The sequence below is a fragment of the Yersinia sp. FDAARGOS_228 genome, assembly GCF_002073315.2.
GTDB lineage: Bacteria > Pseudomonadota > Gammaproteobacteria > Enterobacterales > Enterobacteriaceae > Yersinia > Yersinia intermedia.
Map to the genome: position 1 here is coordinate 3,170,907 of NZ_CP020409.2, position 14,507 is coordinate 3,185,413.

Here is a 14,507-nt window from a genome sequence, read left to right on the forward strand (position 1 = left end):
CTCGCAAAAACTATCATAGAAAATCGGGGCATACACATATTTATACGATGGGCGTAGATAATGGGCACTCAACACAGCGAATGGTCATTATGCTTTTCATCTGACGACTGAATAAGTCGCGCAGGGAGTCATATACAGCGTAAATGTATGGCAGTGATAACTGATTCAACCTGATTGGTAACGGTATCTGTTTAATAATCAGATCAACACTTTTGTAACACTCAATCAAGAGACTTGCCTATGCACTTTACTCAAGCCATTGCCAGACTCCCAGCAGCTACCTGCGGTAGCGGCCAGACCACGTCCCAATTGGGTGCCCCAGATATTACAGTGACGGGTCACCAGTTTTTGGCCTATGTTGATACCTTGCTTCGTCTGGGTCTGAAAGTGACTATTTTACCGGCAGCACCGGCATTCCCCGATGCGCATTTTGTTGAGGATACCGCTGTCGTCATGCCGGAACTGGCGGTGATAACCCATCCTGGGGCACCCAGCCGCCAAGGCGAAGTGGAGACTATCGAGCCGCTATTTACCGACCGTCCAGTCTTTCGGATGAGCAACCAAGGCCATCTTGATGGCGGCGATGTGCTGTTGGTGGACAAACAATTTTTTATCGGCCTGACCTCACGCACTGATGAAGTAGGGATTAGCGAATTTACCGCAGCCGTCGAGCGCTATGGCTATCGGGTAACGCCAATAGCAGTGAGTGCAGGGTTACACTTGAAGTCGATTGTTAACTATGTAGGGCGTAACACTTTGTTGCTGACAGAGGATTATCAGCACCATCCTGCGTTTTCTACGTTTAATACCATTGTTATTCCTGAAGATGAGTCTTACGCCGGTAATACGTTGTGGATCAATGATACGTTGATTACACCACAAGGTTATCCTTATACGTTGGCGCAAATTGAAAAGCTGGGGATGCCAATTATTCAACTTGATACCAGTGAATTTAAAAAAATGGATGGTGGGCTGACTTGCCTCTCACTTCGTTTCTAATATTTGCGATTTCTATTAATTGCAGTTTCTATTACTTGCCAACATCGGGATTTTAACCATGAAAAAGACATTAGCTGCAATACTGACCGGCTTGATACTTTCCGCGCCCGTGGCGGCTCAGGGCATTGACACTATTAGCTTTGGTGTAGACGGAGGTTATCCCCCTTTTGATGTCCTTTCCCCCAGTGGCGAAATCACCGGCTTTGATATCGATATTGCAAATGCCTTGTGTGAAAACCTGCATGCGAAGTGTGTATTCGTTAAACAACCCTTTGAAAGTATGATTGCGGCACTTAATGCCCGTAAGTTCGATGCGATTATTGCGTCGCTGACCATTACGGAAGAACGCAAAAAAGAAGTGGATTTCACTGATCGCTACTACCGCAGTGCCGCGCAATTAGTGGCGCGCAAAGGCAGCCCGCTGTTGCCGGACACCGCCAGCTTGAAAGGCAAAACTGTGGGCGTACAAACCGGTTCAATCCATGAGACCTATGCGAAAAAGCATTGGGGTGGGCAAGGGGTGAAAATCGTCTCTTACGCCAATCAGGACAATGTCTATCTGGATCTGATGTCCGGGCGCATCAACGCGTCGTTACAAGATAACATTCAGGCTGCCAGTAGCTTTATTGATACCCCTCGTGGGCAGAAGTTTGCTTTTGCTGGCCCGGTTATCCAAGACGAAACTATCTCATCTGATGTGGGGATCGCCGTCGGTAAAGACAATCCAGCGTTACGCGATGCATTGAATGGAGCGATTAAGGCGATCCGTGCTGATGGTACTTATGACGCCATTCAGAAAAAATATTTCAGCTTCGATATTTACGGCAACTGAGTGTGCCACCATTTTTTGTGATGTAAACCCGCCGGGCCGATGACTGACGCGCCCGGCACCGGTTTTTCAGCGACAGGGGCCAATAATGGTAGCAGAATATTTGCCTTTACTGGCACAGGGGGCGGGGTTGTCACTGTGTGTGATGCTGCTGTCACTGGCGGTGGCACTGGTACTTGGGTTGATCAATGCGGTTATCAAACTGTTTGGTCCGCGCTGGTTGCGCTGGATATCAACCGGATACACCACGTTGGTGCGAGGTATTCCTGAACTGGTGATTATGTTGCTGCTCTTTTTCGGTGGCGAAATGCTGGTGAATGGGTTCCTCAGTTTATTGGGCGTGGGGCCGGTTCGCTTCAACACCTTTATCTCTGGCGTGTTGGCCATTGGTATTGTGTTCGGCGCTTACTACACTGAAACCTTCCGGGGCGCATTTCAAACCGTTGATCGTGGTCAGTTAGAGGCGGCAATCGCTTACGGTATGAGTCCTGCTCAGGTCTTCCGGCGCATTATGTTGCCGCAGATGCTCAGTTTTGCCATTCCGGGAATCAATAATAACTGGCTTGGTTTAATGAAAGCGTCGGCGTTGATATCCATTTTGGGATTGGAAGATATGGTGTGGCTGGCTGAACAGGCAGGGCGGGCGACACAAAAACCGTTCTTATTTTACTTCCTGGTGGCGATGATTTACATGGTCATCACCGCGCTTTCTAGCTGGGGATTCAGTCTGCTTTCACGGCGCTATGCGCTGTCAACCTCTAGTGCAGCGAGGCAAGGATGAATCTGCAAACCATGCTGGAAGCTGCACCGACATTTTTGTATAGCGATGGGTCGGATGTTACCGGGTTGGCCATGACCGCTAAGCTGTTTTTACTGTCCGTAGTGCCGGGTTTATTGCTGGCGCTACTGATGGCGGTAGGGCAAGCTTTTGGCCCACGCCCGCTATCCTGGTTTATCCGCAGCATAACTTATTTTTTCCGTAGCACGCCGCTCTATCTGCAATTGATGCTGATCTACTACGGTTTGTCACAGTTTGACATCGTGCAGTTGGGTTGGCAGGACGACCAACCGTTCTGGCTGCTGTTCCGTGATGCCACCTTCTGTGCCACGCTCGCGTTGGTGCTCAATACCAGTGCTTATGTGGCAGAATTATTGGCGGGAATGATGGTGACGTTTCCCCGTCAGGAATGGGTGGCGGGCGAAGCTTTTGGCATGAGCCAATGGCAGATTATTCGCCGGCTGGTATTGCCCGCAACGCTGCGGCGCGGTATTCCGGCGCTGAATAACGAGATGGTATTCCTGCTACACGCCACCTCGCTTGCCAGTACCGTAACGCTATTGGATATTACCGGAGTGGCGCGCTCGTTATATGCCGCAACCTATTCACCGTTTATACCGTTCCTGATGGCGGCGGCGCTCTACCTGTTATGCACCTTCATGCTGATTTACCTATTTTCACGCGCAGAACGGCGCTGGCTGGCATTTGCCCGTCACGATTAAGTGCCACTGCGGATTTAAGTGCGTTTGATGGTTTGTAATTCAGTCAGGGTGACGATTTTATCGACGCGGAATTTTTTACTGGTCAGCCAACTATCAGCCAGTAACCGGTAGTGTTCCATGTTACGACAACCAATGCGCACCAGGAAATCGAAGCTGCCACCGACCAACCAACAGTCCAGCACCTCCGGCGTTTTGCACACTTCCTGTTCGAATGCCGCCTGAGAGTGCCCGTGGTCGGCCAGTGCAATTTGTGCTTGTATAACAAAAGCATGCGCAGGTTCCGGCAACTCAATAATAGCGCTGTAACCGCGGATAATACCAGCACGCTCCAGTAGCCGCACGCGCTCCAGACAAGGGCGAGCGGTAAGGTTTACCTGTTCAGAGAGCTTTTGATAAGAGATGCGACCATCCTGGCTCAGTATTTCAAGGATTTTTTTGTCAATTCGGTCAAGCCGGGCTTTCTTTTCCACAGATAGGACGTCCAATGAAAATCAATAATCATAAGTTACCTGAACATGCCCTGGGTGGGCAGCGTCAATTAACCAGCTTTCATTTCGGCCAGCAAGGCTCAGGTGAGAAAATCTATCTACAAGCTGGCCTGCATGCTGATGAACTGCCCGGCATGCTGGTATTACATTATCTTAAAAGATTACTGAGTCAGGCGGAACGGCGCGGTGAAATTCAGAGCGAAATAATTATTGTGCCGCTTGCCAACCCGGTAGGTATTGCGCAAGTGCTCCTTAATAGTGGTATCGGCCGTTTTGATCTGGGCAGTGGCCGCAATTTCAACCGTGATTTCCCTGATCTGGCTCAAGGGGTACAAACGCGGCTGGCATCGTGGTCACTCACTGATCGTGTTGGTATGCGGCAACACGTTCGTGTTGCCATGGTTGAGGCATTGCAGGATTTGCCCGCCAGCAGTGAAGTCGCAGCGCTGCGCCAACACTTGTTAAGACTGGCTTGTGATGCGGACCTGGTGCTGGATCTGCATTGTGATGATCACGCTATTTTGCACATGTACGCTGATCCTGCCTGGCGTGAACCCGCCGAAACCTTGGCACGGTTCTTAGATATTGGCACCGTATTACTGTCGCAAGATAGCGGGGGTGGATCCTTTGATGAGGCTTGCGGCTTGCCATGGCACCGGTTAGCGGCGCACTATCCGGCGTTAAAACTTGAACCGGGCTGCATGGCGGTGACGCTAGAATTACGGGGTCAACAGGATGTTAGCCACGCGTTGGCCAGTGCTGATGCCGAGCGCCTTTATCACTATTTGCAGTACCGTGGCGCAGTCAAAGGCCAATCTTTGGTTATTCCGCAGCGGGAAGTCACTCTGTTGCCGTTTACGGCGGGTGAGATAGTGACAGCACCTGCCAGTGGCATTTTGCTGTTATTACGCCAGCCGGGTGAATGGGTTGGGAAAGATGAAGTGGTAGCTGAAATTATTGATCCGCTCACCGATACGGTAAAAGCGGTTCGCGCTCAGGCTGGCGGCATTATCTACGCCAGTCGGCGGGCACCTTTTGTCACGTTGGGGGCAGAAGTGATGAAAATTGCAGGCAAAACCCCCTACACCGGTGGCGGGGGGTTGGCGTTGTGATGTTATAGCGCATCAGTCTTAATGATGAGCATTCGTTTAAACACTCAGTTCACGTAATAGGGGGAAAGCCTGTTGGGTCTGTTCTTCGCTGACGACGAACCCACGTAATTGATGTGAACTATCAGTGCCACGCGCCACTATCCCCTGTGGCGTCAGGCATATTTCCCAGTGGAGATCTTCGCGGTTGGTTTCGCCAGCGAAATAGAGCGGTAGATCAGGTGTTTTGACTTTAACTAACATTGGCGGCAGGGTGAGAGACGTGGCTCCCCCTAGAATATTTTTTGCCAGTGTCATGGCTCCCACTAATATTGGTTGCAAAAATGGCAGTACTTTCCCCTCGACCTCGGCACAATCACCTACGGCAAAGATATCTGGATCAGCCGTTTGTAACTGATTATTGACCTTAATACCGCGCCCAATATCAAGACCTGCGGCAGCGGCGAGGGCCGTTTTCGGTTTTAAACCAATCGCAGCAATGACAGCATCAACGGTATATGTTTGGCCTGATCCAAGCTCTACTCGCAAGCCGTTGGCGACTTTCATTACACCGCGTAATTCTTGATTGAATACCAGAGTAACACCACGCTGACTGAGACGGTGTTGTAAGCGGCTACTGATCTCCACTGGCATAACAGAGGCCAGTAAACTGTGTGCCTTATCCACCAAAATCACCTGCTTACCAGAACGCTGTAGGTCCATTGCCAACTCCGTCCCGATTAACCCGCCGCCCAGCACTAAAACACGCGATGCCTTTTGCAACATATCTTGATGTTGCCGGTATTCATTTTGGCTATTAAATGTAACGATCATCTCGCTACCGGGCACGGTCGGAACCAGTGCGGACGCCCCGGTAGCCAGCACTAATTTATGGTAATTAAATGCTCGATCACCACAAAAAACGCGTTTAGTGTGCCGCTCAATGGCGGTGACCAACATCGCTGTATGCAAAGTAAGATTATTTTCTTCGGCAAACTTCTCGGCCGACAACCGTGTGAGATCGTCAGCGCTCTGCTGAAGACTAAATACATGACTTAAATCAGGTTTATTATAATCCACGCCACTGTCAGCGGCGATCATCTGGATTGGCACTTGTGGGTCAAGTTTACGGATGTTTTTAACCACCTGGCGGGCGGCAAAACCTGAACCCACAATAATAATGTTATCTGTCATAACATGCTCCATTACAGTGGATCGAAAACAGATTTGCCCAACCCACACTCTGGGCAGAGGAAGAAATCGGGTACATTTTCCCAGCACGTTCCCGGCTTAACCTCTTGAAGAGGCTCACCCAGTGCCGGATCATATATCCACTGGCAAACACTGCATTGCATTGAAATACCCAGATTTTGTTTCTCGGCGCGGGCCTTTTCTTGAGTGAGGGCGATAGCATCGTCAACCTCAGAGGAATGGGGGGTCTCCAATGGGTGGAGTGCCCATTCGCGGGCAATTTTACGCCCATGTTCACGGCACTCTGCTAAAGCATCAGTATCAGGCCGCCATTTCATTTTTAAGGAGAGGGAGATATCAAACCCAGCATCCATCAGGCGAGTTTGAATGCGGTCAACCGCACCGCCAGTCCAGCCAAAGCTGCCAAATGCCGCAGCTTTTTTGTTACGGAAACGTAATCCGGCCAGTTCTTCGAGCATCCCCGCGATTTTTGGCATCATGACGTTGTTCATGGTGGAAGAACCTACCAAAACACCTTTAGAACGGAAGACCTGAGTGAGGATTTCATTTTTGTCGTGGCGGGCAATGTTGTAGATCTTCACCGCCACGCCGGGGTCGGTATCGTGAATACCCTGAGCAATAGCATCGGCCATCATTCGGGTATTATTTGACATGGTGTCATAGAAAATGGTTACCCGGTCTTCTTGATAATCTGCCGCCCAGGCCAGATATTGCGTAACAATTTGGGTTGGGTTATCGCGCCATACCACGCCATGGGAGGTGGCAATCATTGAAACTGGCAGATTGAAACCAAGAATTTCATTGATTTTGGGTGTTACCAAACGGCTGAAAGGGGTCAAAATGTTGGCATAATAGCGAGCGCACTGTTCATAAAGTTCGGTCTGATCGACTTCATCATTAAACAGATGCTCATCACAGTAGTGCTGACCGAAAGCATCATTACTGAACAACACGGCATCCCCCGTGATGTAAGTCATCATGCTGTCAGGCCAATGCAGCATCGGTGTTTCAACAAAGATTAATTGCTTACCGTTGCCAATATCCAAGGTATCGCCTGTTTTAACCGTAATGAAATTCCATTCAGGATGATGATGATGTCCGTTGATTGAGTCGATAGCATTGGCGGTGCAATAAATCGGAGTATTGGGGATACGGGCCATTAACTCGGTTAATGCACCGGCATGGTCTTCTTCTGCATGGTTGATAACAATATAGTCGAGCGCATTTAAGTCGATCTCTTGTTCTAAATTGGCAACAAAATCTCGATCAAATTTCTGATCGACAGTATCGATCAAAATGTTCTTTTCTTCGCAGATTAAATAGCTGTTGTAACTGGTCCCTTTCAGGGTTTTGTACTCAGTTCCATGGAAATCGCGCACTTCCCAATCACGTTGCCCAACCCATTTGATATTATTCTTAACTTGAATCGCCATGAACCGTTCCTCAACTAAAATAAATGATTTACCTCATCTTAGAGAGCAAATGGCGTGCCATGATTTATGACATTGATTTTAATCAGATAAAAATTAAGATTAGTCATTATGACATTGATGTGTCATTGTCATAATGACTAACACTATGTCGGAATGACAAAATATGAGTTTATCCATTCAGTCACTGGCCAAAATAGCCATTGAGCTACAGGGCGGCTTATCAGGGCAAGATCGTTTTCAGACGTTAGTCAGTAGCTTGCGGCAATTACTGCAATGCGATGCCTCGGCACTTTTGCGTTATGAACATCAATTGTTCCGGCCATTGGCTATTGACGGTTTATCTCCTGATGTATTGGGGCGGCGTTTTTCGTTGTCATCCCATCCACGATTAGAGGCTATTGCCCGCGCAGGGAATGTGGTCCGTTTCCCGACTGACAGCCATCTCCCTGACCCCTATGACGGTCTGATCCCAGGGCATGATGAGCTTAAAGTCCATGCCTGTATTGGTCTGCCCTTGTTTGCTGATCAGACACTTATTGGTGCATTAACTTTTGACAGTATGAACCCGCTGCAATTTGATGGATTCAGTGATGAAGAGCTTAAACTGATTGGTGTATTAGCGGCCTCGGCATTGAATAATGCACTTTTAGTCGATGTGTTGGAGAAGCAAGCGCTCCCTACAGTTAGTTCATTAAGCATCCAAAAACAAGCCACCTCTAGCTCGGAAGACGAGATGATTGGCCTGTCGCCGTTGATACTGCAACTAAAACATGAGATAGGCGTGGTAGCGGGTTCAGAACTGAATGTGCTAATCACTGGGGAGACGGGGGTCGGTAAAGAGTTGGTTGCTCAGGCAATTCATCATTTATCACCGCGCGCTACTAAGGCATTGATCTATTTAAACTGTGCCGCCTTGCCTGAGAATGTGGCGGAGAGCGAATTATTTGGTCATGTGAAGGGGGCTTTTACTGGTGCAATACATGACCGAACCGGTAAGTTTGAAATTGCCGACAATGGCACGCTATTTCTCGATGAGATTGGCGAGCTTTCTTTGGTGCTTCAGGCCAAATTACTCCGTGTTATTCAGTATGGCGACTTGCAACGTGTCGGTGACGACAGTACCAAGCGGGTGAATGTTCGTATTATTGCTGCTACCAATTGTGATCTTAAACAAGCAGTTATAGAAGGGCGCTTTCGCGTTGATCTGTTTCACCGTTTGAGTGTGTTCCCATTACATGTTCCACCGTTACGGGAACGGAAAGGGGACATTGTCCTGTTAGCCGGATTTTTTGTAGAGCGGATAAGAAAGAAACTGGGGCTGCAGCAGTTGGGCATCCCGGCAACCACACTCACCCTGCTAGAGAATTACCGGTGGCCCGGAAATGTGCGTGAATTAGAACATGCTATTTATCGTGCTGCGGTACTGGCGCGCGCCTCACAACCGGCGACAGAATCTCCGCAACTTCATGCTGATTTATTTAATATTACGGTCACTGTCATACCCGGTGTGTCACCGATAGCCGCTAGCGAGGATCAACGCACCACACCTGTAGACCTACAAGCGGCGACCCGTGATTTTCAGCGGCAGGTTATAACGCAGGTTCTTCAGGCGAATGAGATGAATTGGTCAGCATGTGCTCGTGCGCTAAACCTTGACGCAGGTAACCTCCATCGTCTTGCCAAAAGGCTCGGCATCAAACGATAGGGGCCGCCGTCTAATGCAGTGAGTTCGGCATTTTAATGGGGCGCACTAGCGATATTCACTTGAGTTAGAAAAGGCGTAAACCGAGTTTATCGCCTTTTCTAGTCGAATTTACTTTATCGCTTATGACCTATAAGTGATCGAAATCTGATGCATCGTGGCGCTCAGGCAACTGCTCATTGGGCTCTCCCCAAGTGCGATTGACAATACGCCCCCGTTGCACGGCTGGCCGCTGCGCAATCTTCTCCGTCCAACGTATCAAGTGGGTATAGGATTTCACATCCAGGAATTCCCCAGCTTCATACTGCAAGCCTAAAACTAAATTGCCATACCAAGGCCAGATGGCGATATCTGCAATCGAATATTCATCACCGGCAATATACTCATGTGTTTTGAGCTGAGTATTGAGCAAATCGAGCTGGCGCTTAGCTTCCATTGTGAAACGGTCAATCGCGTATTCGATTTTTACCGGGGCATAATGATAAAAATGACCAAAACCTCCGCCTAAATAAGGTGCCGCGCCCTGTAACCAAAATAACCAATTCAGGGCTTCCGTTCTCTGTGCGTGATCTTTTGGCAGGAAATGGCCGAACTTATCCGCCAGATAAAGCAAAATAGCCCCGGACTCAAAAACTCTCACTGGAGTCGGGGTGGAGTGATCCATCAGCGCGGGGATTTTTGAATTAGGATTCACGGCGACAAAACCACTGGAGAACTGGTCGCCTTCACTTATCCGAATCAAGTGGGCATCGTACTCTGCGCCTTTCTCGCCCAGAGCCAGCAACTCTTCCAGCAGAATAGTGACCTTCTGACCGTTGGGTGTCGCCATGGAGTAAAGCTGTAACGGATGTTTGCCAACCGGCAGGGTCGCTTCATGACGTGCACCTGCTGTTGGGCGGTTGATTTTGGACCATACACCGCCACTTTCATTATTTTCCGTCCAGACCTTTGGAGGCTGGTATTCGTTATCTTTCATCATTGATTACCTTATTTGAGAATGAATACGAACTTAATAATACTCATAGTGATTATGCATCAATAATAAAAGATAACAGGGATAATATTTGTTGTTAAGCGGCAGGCATGGGCCGGTAACCGTAGGCCAAAAGGGCGTAAGGGAATCATCACCGGTAAGAATGAGGCCACTTAAACTTCATACAACACCTTGGATGCTTCTGCAACCTGCCGCTCCAGCAGCTTGAGGGTCTTGGATAATACGTTTTCCTGTTCTTTGAACCAGTGATCTTTATCGGACAGAGAGGTAACAAGTTGCCAGGAGTCTTCATCCTCCAATGCTTCCAGTTCACGCAACATCGCATCAATTTGATCTCTGACCTGCTTAATTTTTCTGCGCAACCGTTCAAGATCATCAATACAGTCGCTCGCCATCAGTGGTTCGAACCCACGTTTTAAACTCTCGAGCAATGCATTAATCGCGGGGAAATCACCCCGTTGGCGGGCTTGATTGAGCTGAACCATCAGTTGATGTGCTTTCTCTTTAAACTCATCCGCGACTAAATCTGGATGGCAGAGCCGACTGGCTTGCCGCCACAGGCGTTTTAGTTCCTGACGCTGATCAGCAGAGAGTTTTTGCTCATTACTGTGTCGCCGTTCGGCATCTTTTTGCTGTTCCTGATAGCTCTCGTACTTCTCTTTTGCTTCTTCTCGGGCTTTATGGGTTGACTCGGTATTGCGGGTGCAGAAATCCTTTTCCAGCTCTTTGATTTCCGCCAGCAACGCGGCGATTAAATCCGTTTGTTGCTGAATCTGCTGCCGTATCTCTATGGTTTCACTCGAAATAACGGAGAGCGCTAACCAGCGCTGTTTTAACGCGGCAAGTTCATCAATGGCTTGAGATATATACTGCTGGCAGTTGCGATAATCACGTTCCCTGCGCCGGGCTTCTGCCTGCGCTTTACGCAGGGTACATTCCGCCAACTGTTTGCGTAAATGTAAGATCCGATTCATTAGCGGGCCAAGGCGCACCAGATAGAGATCGTTAAAGTCGTCCAACAACTGAACCCGCTCGTTACGTTTATCGATTAACTCGCGTAACTGCTCCTCCAGTGCTTTCAGCTCCATTTTACAGGCGGCCAATTCAAGATCTTGCCATTGGGTGACGGCTTGTTTACTCGCCAGCCATGCTGCAATGGCGTCTAGCGCATGCGTAAATTTCCCTTGTTCAATTTCTATGGCAATAAAAGCCAGCACGGCGTCCTGAGATTCGCTTTTAAGATAAGGAAGTTGTTGTCGGATAATATCCTCATCTTCAAGCTCAATAGCACTTTTAATGATCTCCAGCCGTTTAATGAGTTTTTTCATAAGTATCGGATTTGCTGATAGCGTAGACAGGATAGCGACATACTAAACAACGGTTTCAAATTGTTCCAGATGAATAGGATTTATCTCATTAGAATGACCCATTTCACACCATAAAAGTGACTTTCTTATCATCTACACCAGATGAACCGATAGGGGCCATACCATTCAACACCGCCAGAAGTGCACTTGCACTGGATGAGCCATCAGCGTGGGTTGATGCTATTGGGTTCGATCGCCCGCGAAGACCAGAGATTGTAATCGGGTGATGATGAAACAGATATGGAAAATCGAATATATTGTTGACTTTGACGCCAAGAATCCTAAGATAACCACAGTATTCAGTCTTGGAAATCTTATGATCACACTCACGCCATTGCAGCTTTTCAAAAATCTATCCGACGAAACTCGTCTGAATATCATCTTGCTATTGCGAGAGGCTGGCGAGCTGTGCGTTTGTGAACTTTGTGACACCTTGAATGAGTCTCAACCCAAGATATCCAGACATCTGGCAATGTTGAGAGAATCTGGACTTTTGCTGGATCGCCGTGCAGGGAAGTGGATTCACTATCGTCTGTCACCTCATATTCCTGCCTGGGCGGCAACCGTGATTGAGCAGGCCTATCTCAGCCAACGCGATAAAATCGTTCTGTTGGTGAGCACTAATGTAGCGCCGAGCGGTAAGGCAATTTGTCTCTGATGAATTAAAAAATTTACTCAATCATATCTGTTTTTTCATATTTGACTGAAGAGGCGGATTGATTAACCACAGGAAGGAATCGATGAAAACTCTCTCAGTTTATGATCCGGCATTATGTTGCAGTACCGGCGTATGCGGCACCGAGGTTGACCAAGCCTTGGTAACATTTTCCGCTGATGTTGACTGGCTTAAAAAGCGGGGTATCAGCGTTACCCGTTACAACCTCTCCCAGCAACCCATGGCCTTTATCGACAATACTCAAGTTAAAAATTTCCTGGAAAACTCGGGTGTTGAAGGTTTGCCGCTAATTTTGCTTGATGGCGAGTTGGTGATGGCAGGGCGTTACCCTACGCGGGCTGACCTGGCTCGTTGGTGTAAGCTTCCACCAGAAATCACCAGCATCACAGCGAAAAGTTGCAGTGATGGTAATACGTCCTGCTGTTAATCAATGAGTGGAGGTGAGTGATGAAATTCTTACAACAACCCCCCGTTTTTCTCTTTTTTACCGGGAAAGGCGGCGTTGGTAAAACATCCATTTCTTGTGCCAGCGCCATCACGTTAGCAGATGCAGGCAAGCGTGTGCTGTTGGTCAGTACCGATCCGGCCTCAAACGTCGGCCAGGTGTTTAATCAGACTATCGGGAATACCATTACTGCAATCGCAGTTGTACCGGGGCTTTTTGCGCTAGAAATTGATCCACAAGTGGCGGCTCAGCTTTACCGCGCTCGTATTGTTGATCCGGTGAGAGGGCGCCTGCCTGAAGCCGTTGTTCGCAGTATTGAAGAACAACTGTCGGGGGCTTGCACCACGGAGATAGCGGCATTTGATGAGTTTACCAGCTTGCTAACTGACGCCTCGGTGCTTGACGATTTTGACCATGTCATTTTCGATACGGCTCCCACTGGGCACACCATCCGTTTGTTGCAACTCCCCGGAGCCTGGAGCAGCTTCATCGACAGCAACCCAGAGGGCTCCTCGTGTCTTGGGCCATTAGCAGGTTTAGAGAAACAACGTGATCGTTATACCCATGCATTACAGGCTTTATCAGATGCGGAAAGAACCCGCCTGATATTAGTTGCCAGGGCGCAAAAATCTGCACTATCCGAGGTTGCCAGAACCCACTACGAACTGGCAGCGGTTGGCTTACGCAATCAGTATTTGGTGATAAACGGGATATTGCCCGAAGCTGAAGCTCAGGTAGATACGCTGGCTCGCGCATTATATCTGCGTGAGCAGCAGGCCCTGAGTGAGCTCCCCGAGGTTCTCACTGGATTACCTCGCGATGATTTGATGCTGCAATCCGTGAATATGGTAGGAACGGATGCGCTGCGCCAACTTCTGTTGAAAAACGAGACCCAACATTCAATCTCAGATAATCCCATGGCCGAGGTATTACCCAAATTACCCACGCTGTCCTCTTTGGTAGAAGAGATCGCCGCTGACCAACATGGTTTGGTGATGCTGATGGGGAAAGGTGGCGTAGGTAAAACCACATTGGCGGCGTCAATTGCAGTAAAACTGGCTGAAAAAGGGCTGGATGTCCACCTGACCACGTCTGATCCCGCAGCCCATATTGAGAATACCTTGAATGGGCAACTCAATAATCTGACAGTCAGTAGAATAGACCCCCTCGCTGAGACGGAACGTTATCGTCGGCATGTGTTGTCCACTAAAGGCAAGAGTCTGGATGCGCAGGGCAAAGCGTTATTGGAAGAGGATCTCCGTTCCCCCTGTACCGAGGAGATTGCGGTCTTTCAGGCTTTTTCTCGCGTGATCCGTGAAGCGGGTAAACGATTTGTGGTGATGGATACTGCGCCGACTGGCCATACATTATTACTGCTGGATGCCACTGGCGCGTATCACCGTGAGGTGGAAAAACGGATGGGGGACAATAGGCATTATCTGACGCCAATGATGCAGTTGCAGGATGAAAAACGCACCAAAGTATTATTGGTGACGTTGCCTGAAACAACACCGGTGTTAGAAGCTGCAATTCTGCAAGAAGATTTACGTCGGGCAGGGATTGAACCCTGGGCATGGCTCATCAACAACAGCCTGGCCTCAGCGGCTACTTCATCACCCCTGTTACAATTACGTGCAGCGCATGAAGTTGAGCAAATAAAAAAAGTACGAGACATATTGTCTGCACGCTTGGCACTCATTCCGTTGCAAGAAGAAGAGCCTATTGGCATTGCTCGTTTGAGCCATCTGGCCGGTGACATATAACGTATAAACAT

Annotated in this window: 14 protein-coding genes; 9 read left to right on the forward strand and 5 right to left on the reverse strand. The window is 48.7% G+C overall.

Annotated elements, in window-relative coordinates:
* The first annotated feature begins 240 nt into the window (after positions 1-240).
* From A6J67_RS14630 to A6J67_RS14645, 4 genes are all read left to right on the forward strand, one after another.
* Positions 241-999: a dimethylarginine dimethylaminohydrolase family protein gene (locus A6J67_RS14630; RefSeq protein ID WP_005184246.1), complete on the forward strand. Its 759-nt coding sequence runs from the start codon at positions 241-243 to the stop codon at positions 997-999.
* Positions 1,000-1,057: 58 nt separating this feature from the next.
* A complete protein-coding gene (locus tag A6J67_RS14635) occupies positions 1,058-1,831 on the forward strand; it encodes an ABC transporter substrate-binding protein (protein ID WP_032906057.1) in 774 nt (257 codons plus the stop codon).
* An 85-nt stretch (positions 1,832-1,916) separates the two neighbouring features.
* Complete coding sequence (locus A6J67_RS14640) at positions 1,917-2,609, forward strand: ABC transporter permease (RefSeq protein ID WP_005184240.1); 693 nt, start codon at positions 1,917-1,919, stop codon at positions 2,607-2,609.
* A complete protein-coding gene (locus A6J67_RS14645) occupies positions 2,606-3,328 on the forward strand; it encodes an ABC transporter permease (protein ID WP_032906055.1) in 723 nt (240 codons plus the stop codon). Before A6J67_RS14640 ends, A6J67_RS14645 begins: the two co-directional genes overlap by 4 nt.
* Positions 3,329-3,342: 14 nt before the next feature.
* Here the strand turns inward: A6J67_RS14645 and A6J67_RS14650 are convergent, their stop codons facing one another.
* Positions 3,343-3,798: an Lrp/AsnC family transcriptional regulator gene (locus A6J67_RS14650; protein ID WP_005184236.1), complete on the reverse strand. Its 456-nt coding sequence runs from the start codon at positions 3,796-3,798 to the stop codon at positions 3,343-3,345.
* A 14-nt stretch (positions 3,799-3,812) separates the two neighbouring features.
* Here A6J67_RS14650 and A6J67_RS14655 point away from each other — a divergent pair, with 14 nt between their 5' ends.
* A complete protein-coding gene (locus A6J67_RS14655) occupies positions 3,813-4,928 on the forward strand; it encodes a succinylglutamate desuccinylase/aspartoacylase family protein (RefSeq protein ID WP_080608239.1) in 1,116 nt (371 codons plus the stop codon).
* A gap of 36 nt (positions 4,929-4,964) precedes the next feature.
* On the opposite strand, the gene norW is transcribed toward A6J67_RS14655, so the two are convergent.
* Together norW and norV are read right to left on the reverse strand one after the other, a co-directional pair.
* On the reverse strand, positions 4,965-6,098 hold the full coding sequence (gene norW / locus A6J67_RS14660) for an NADH:flavorubredoxin reductase NorW (RefSeq protein ID WP_032906053.1): 1,134 nt from the start codon (positions 6,096-6,098) through the stop codon (positions 4,965-4,967).
* An 11-nt stretch (positions 6,099-6,109) separates the two neighbouring features.
* Positions 6,110-7,549, reverse strand: coding sequence for an anaerobic nitric oxide reductase flavorubredoxin (gene norV, locus A6J67_RS14665; protein WP_005184231.1), 1,440 nt, complete (start codon positions 7,547-7,549; stop codon positions 6,110-6,112).
* A gap of 163 nt (positions 7,550-7,712) precedes the next feature.
* On the opposite strand from norV, the gene norR reads away from it, so the two are divergent.
* On the forward strand, positions 7,713-9,254 hold the full coding sequence (gene norR, locus A6J67_RS14670) for a nitric oxide reductase transcriptional regulator NorR (protein ID WP_050073330.1): 1,542 nt from the start codon (positions 7,713-7,715) through the stop codon (positions 9,252-9,254).
* Between the two features lie 127 nt (positions 9,255-9,381).
* Here norR and yghU read toward each other — a convergent pair whose 3' ends face one another.
* Positions 9,382-10,227: a glutathione-dependent disulfide-bond oxidoreductase gene (gene yghU, locus A6J67_RS14675; RefSeq protein WP_032906052.1), complete on the reverse strand. Its 846-nt coding sequence runs from the start codon at positions 10,225-10,227 to the stop codon at positions 9,382-9,384.
* A 170-nt stretch (positions 10,228-10,397) separates the two neighbouring features.
* Positions 10,398-11,573 carry a hypothetical protein gene (locus A6J67_RS14680; protein WP_005184203.1) on the reverse strand — a complete coding sequence of 392 codons (1,176 nt, stop codon included), beginning with the start codon at positions 11,571-11,573 and terminating at the stop codon, positions 10,398-10,400.
* A gap of 355 nt (positions 11,574-11,928) precedes the next feature.
* Here A6J67_RS14680 and A6J67_RS14685 point away from each other — a divergent pair, with 355 nt between their 5' ends.
* From A6J67_RS14685 to arsA, 3 genes are all read left to right on the forward strand, one after another.
* Positions 11,929-12,270 carry a metalloregulator ArsR/SmtB family transcription factor gene (locus tag A6J67_RS14685; RefSeq protein ID WP_074010368.1) on the forward strand — a complete coding sequence of 114 codons (342 nt, stop codon included), beginning with the start codon at positions 11,929-11,931 and terminating at the stop codon, positions 12,268-12,270.
* A gap of 82 nt (positions 12,271-12,352) precedes the next feature.
* Positions 12,353-12,715: an arsenite efflux transporter metallochaperone ArsD gene (gene arsD / locus A6J67_RS14690; RefSeq protein ID WP_005184198.1), complete on the forward strand. Its 363-nt coding sequence runs from the start codon at positions 12,353-12,355 to the stop codon at positions 12,713-12,715.
* Between the two features lie 20 nt (positions 12,716-12,735).
* A complete protein-coding gene (gene arsA, locus A6J67_RS14695; protein ID WP_080608240.1) occupies positions 12,736-14,496 on the forward strand; it encodes an arsenical pump-driving ATPase in 1,761 nt (586 codons plus the stop codon).
* Positions 14,497-14,507: the final 11 nt, after the last annotated feature.

Excerpts from the sequence above, each read along its gene's own strand:
- A6J67_RS14630 (WP_005184246.1), top strand. The coding sequence starts at position 241 with ATGCACTTTACTCAAGCCATTGCCAGACTCCCAGCAGCTACCTGCGGT.
- A6J67_RS14635 (WP_032906057.1), top strand. The coding sequence starts at position 1,058 with ATGAAAAAGACATTAGCTGCAATACTGACCGGCTTGATACTTTCCGCG.
- A6J67_RS14640 (WP_005184240.1), top strand. The coding sequence starts at position 1,917 with ATGGTAGCAGAATATTTGCCTTTACTGGCACAGGGGGCGGGGTTGTCA.
- A6J67_RS14645 (WP_032906055.1), top strand. The coding sequence starts at position 2,606 with ATGAATCTGCAAACCATGCTGGAAGCTGCACCGACATTTTTGTATAGC.
- A6J67_RS14655 (WP_080608239.1), top strand. The coding sequence starts at position 3,813 with ATGAAAATCAATAATCATAAGTTACCTGAACATGCCCTGGGTGGGCAG.
- norW (WP_032906053.1), bottom strand. The coding sequence starts at position 6,098 with ATGACAGATAACATTATTATTGTGGGTTCAGGTTTTGCCGCCCGCCAG.
- norV (WP_005184231.1), bottom strand. The coding sequence starts at position 7,549 with ATGGCGATTCAAGTTAAGAATAATATCAAATGGGTTGGGCAACGTGAT.
- norR (WP_050073330.1), top strand. The coding sequence starts at position 7,713 with ATGAGTTTATCCATTCAGTCACTGGCCAAAATAGCCATTGAGCTACAG.
- yghU (WP_032906052.1), bottom strand. The coding sequence starts at position 10,227 with ATGAAAGATAACGAATACCAGCCTCCAAAGGTCTGGACGGAAAATAAT.
- A6J67_RS14680 (WP_005184203.1), bottom strand. The coding sequence starts at position 11,573 with ATGAAAAAACTCATTAAACGGCTGGAGATCATTAAAAGTGCTATTGAG.
- A6J67_RS14685 (WP_074010368.1), top strand. The coding sequence starts at position 11,929 with ATGATCACACTCACGCCATTGCAGCTTTTCAAAAATCTATCCGACGAA.
- arsD (WP_005184198.1), top strand. The coding sequence starts at position 12,353 with ATGAAAACTCTCTCAGTTTATGATCCGGCATTATGTTGCAGTACCGGC.
- arsA (WP_080608240.1), top strand. The coding sequence starts at position 12,736 with ATGAAATTCTTACAACAACCCCCCGTTTTTCTCTTTTTTACCGGGAAA.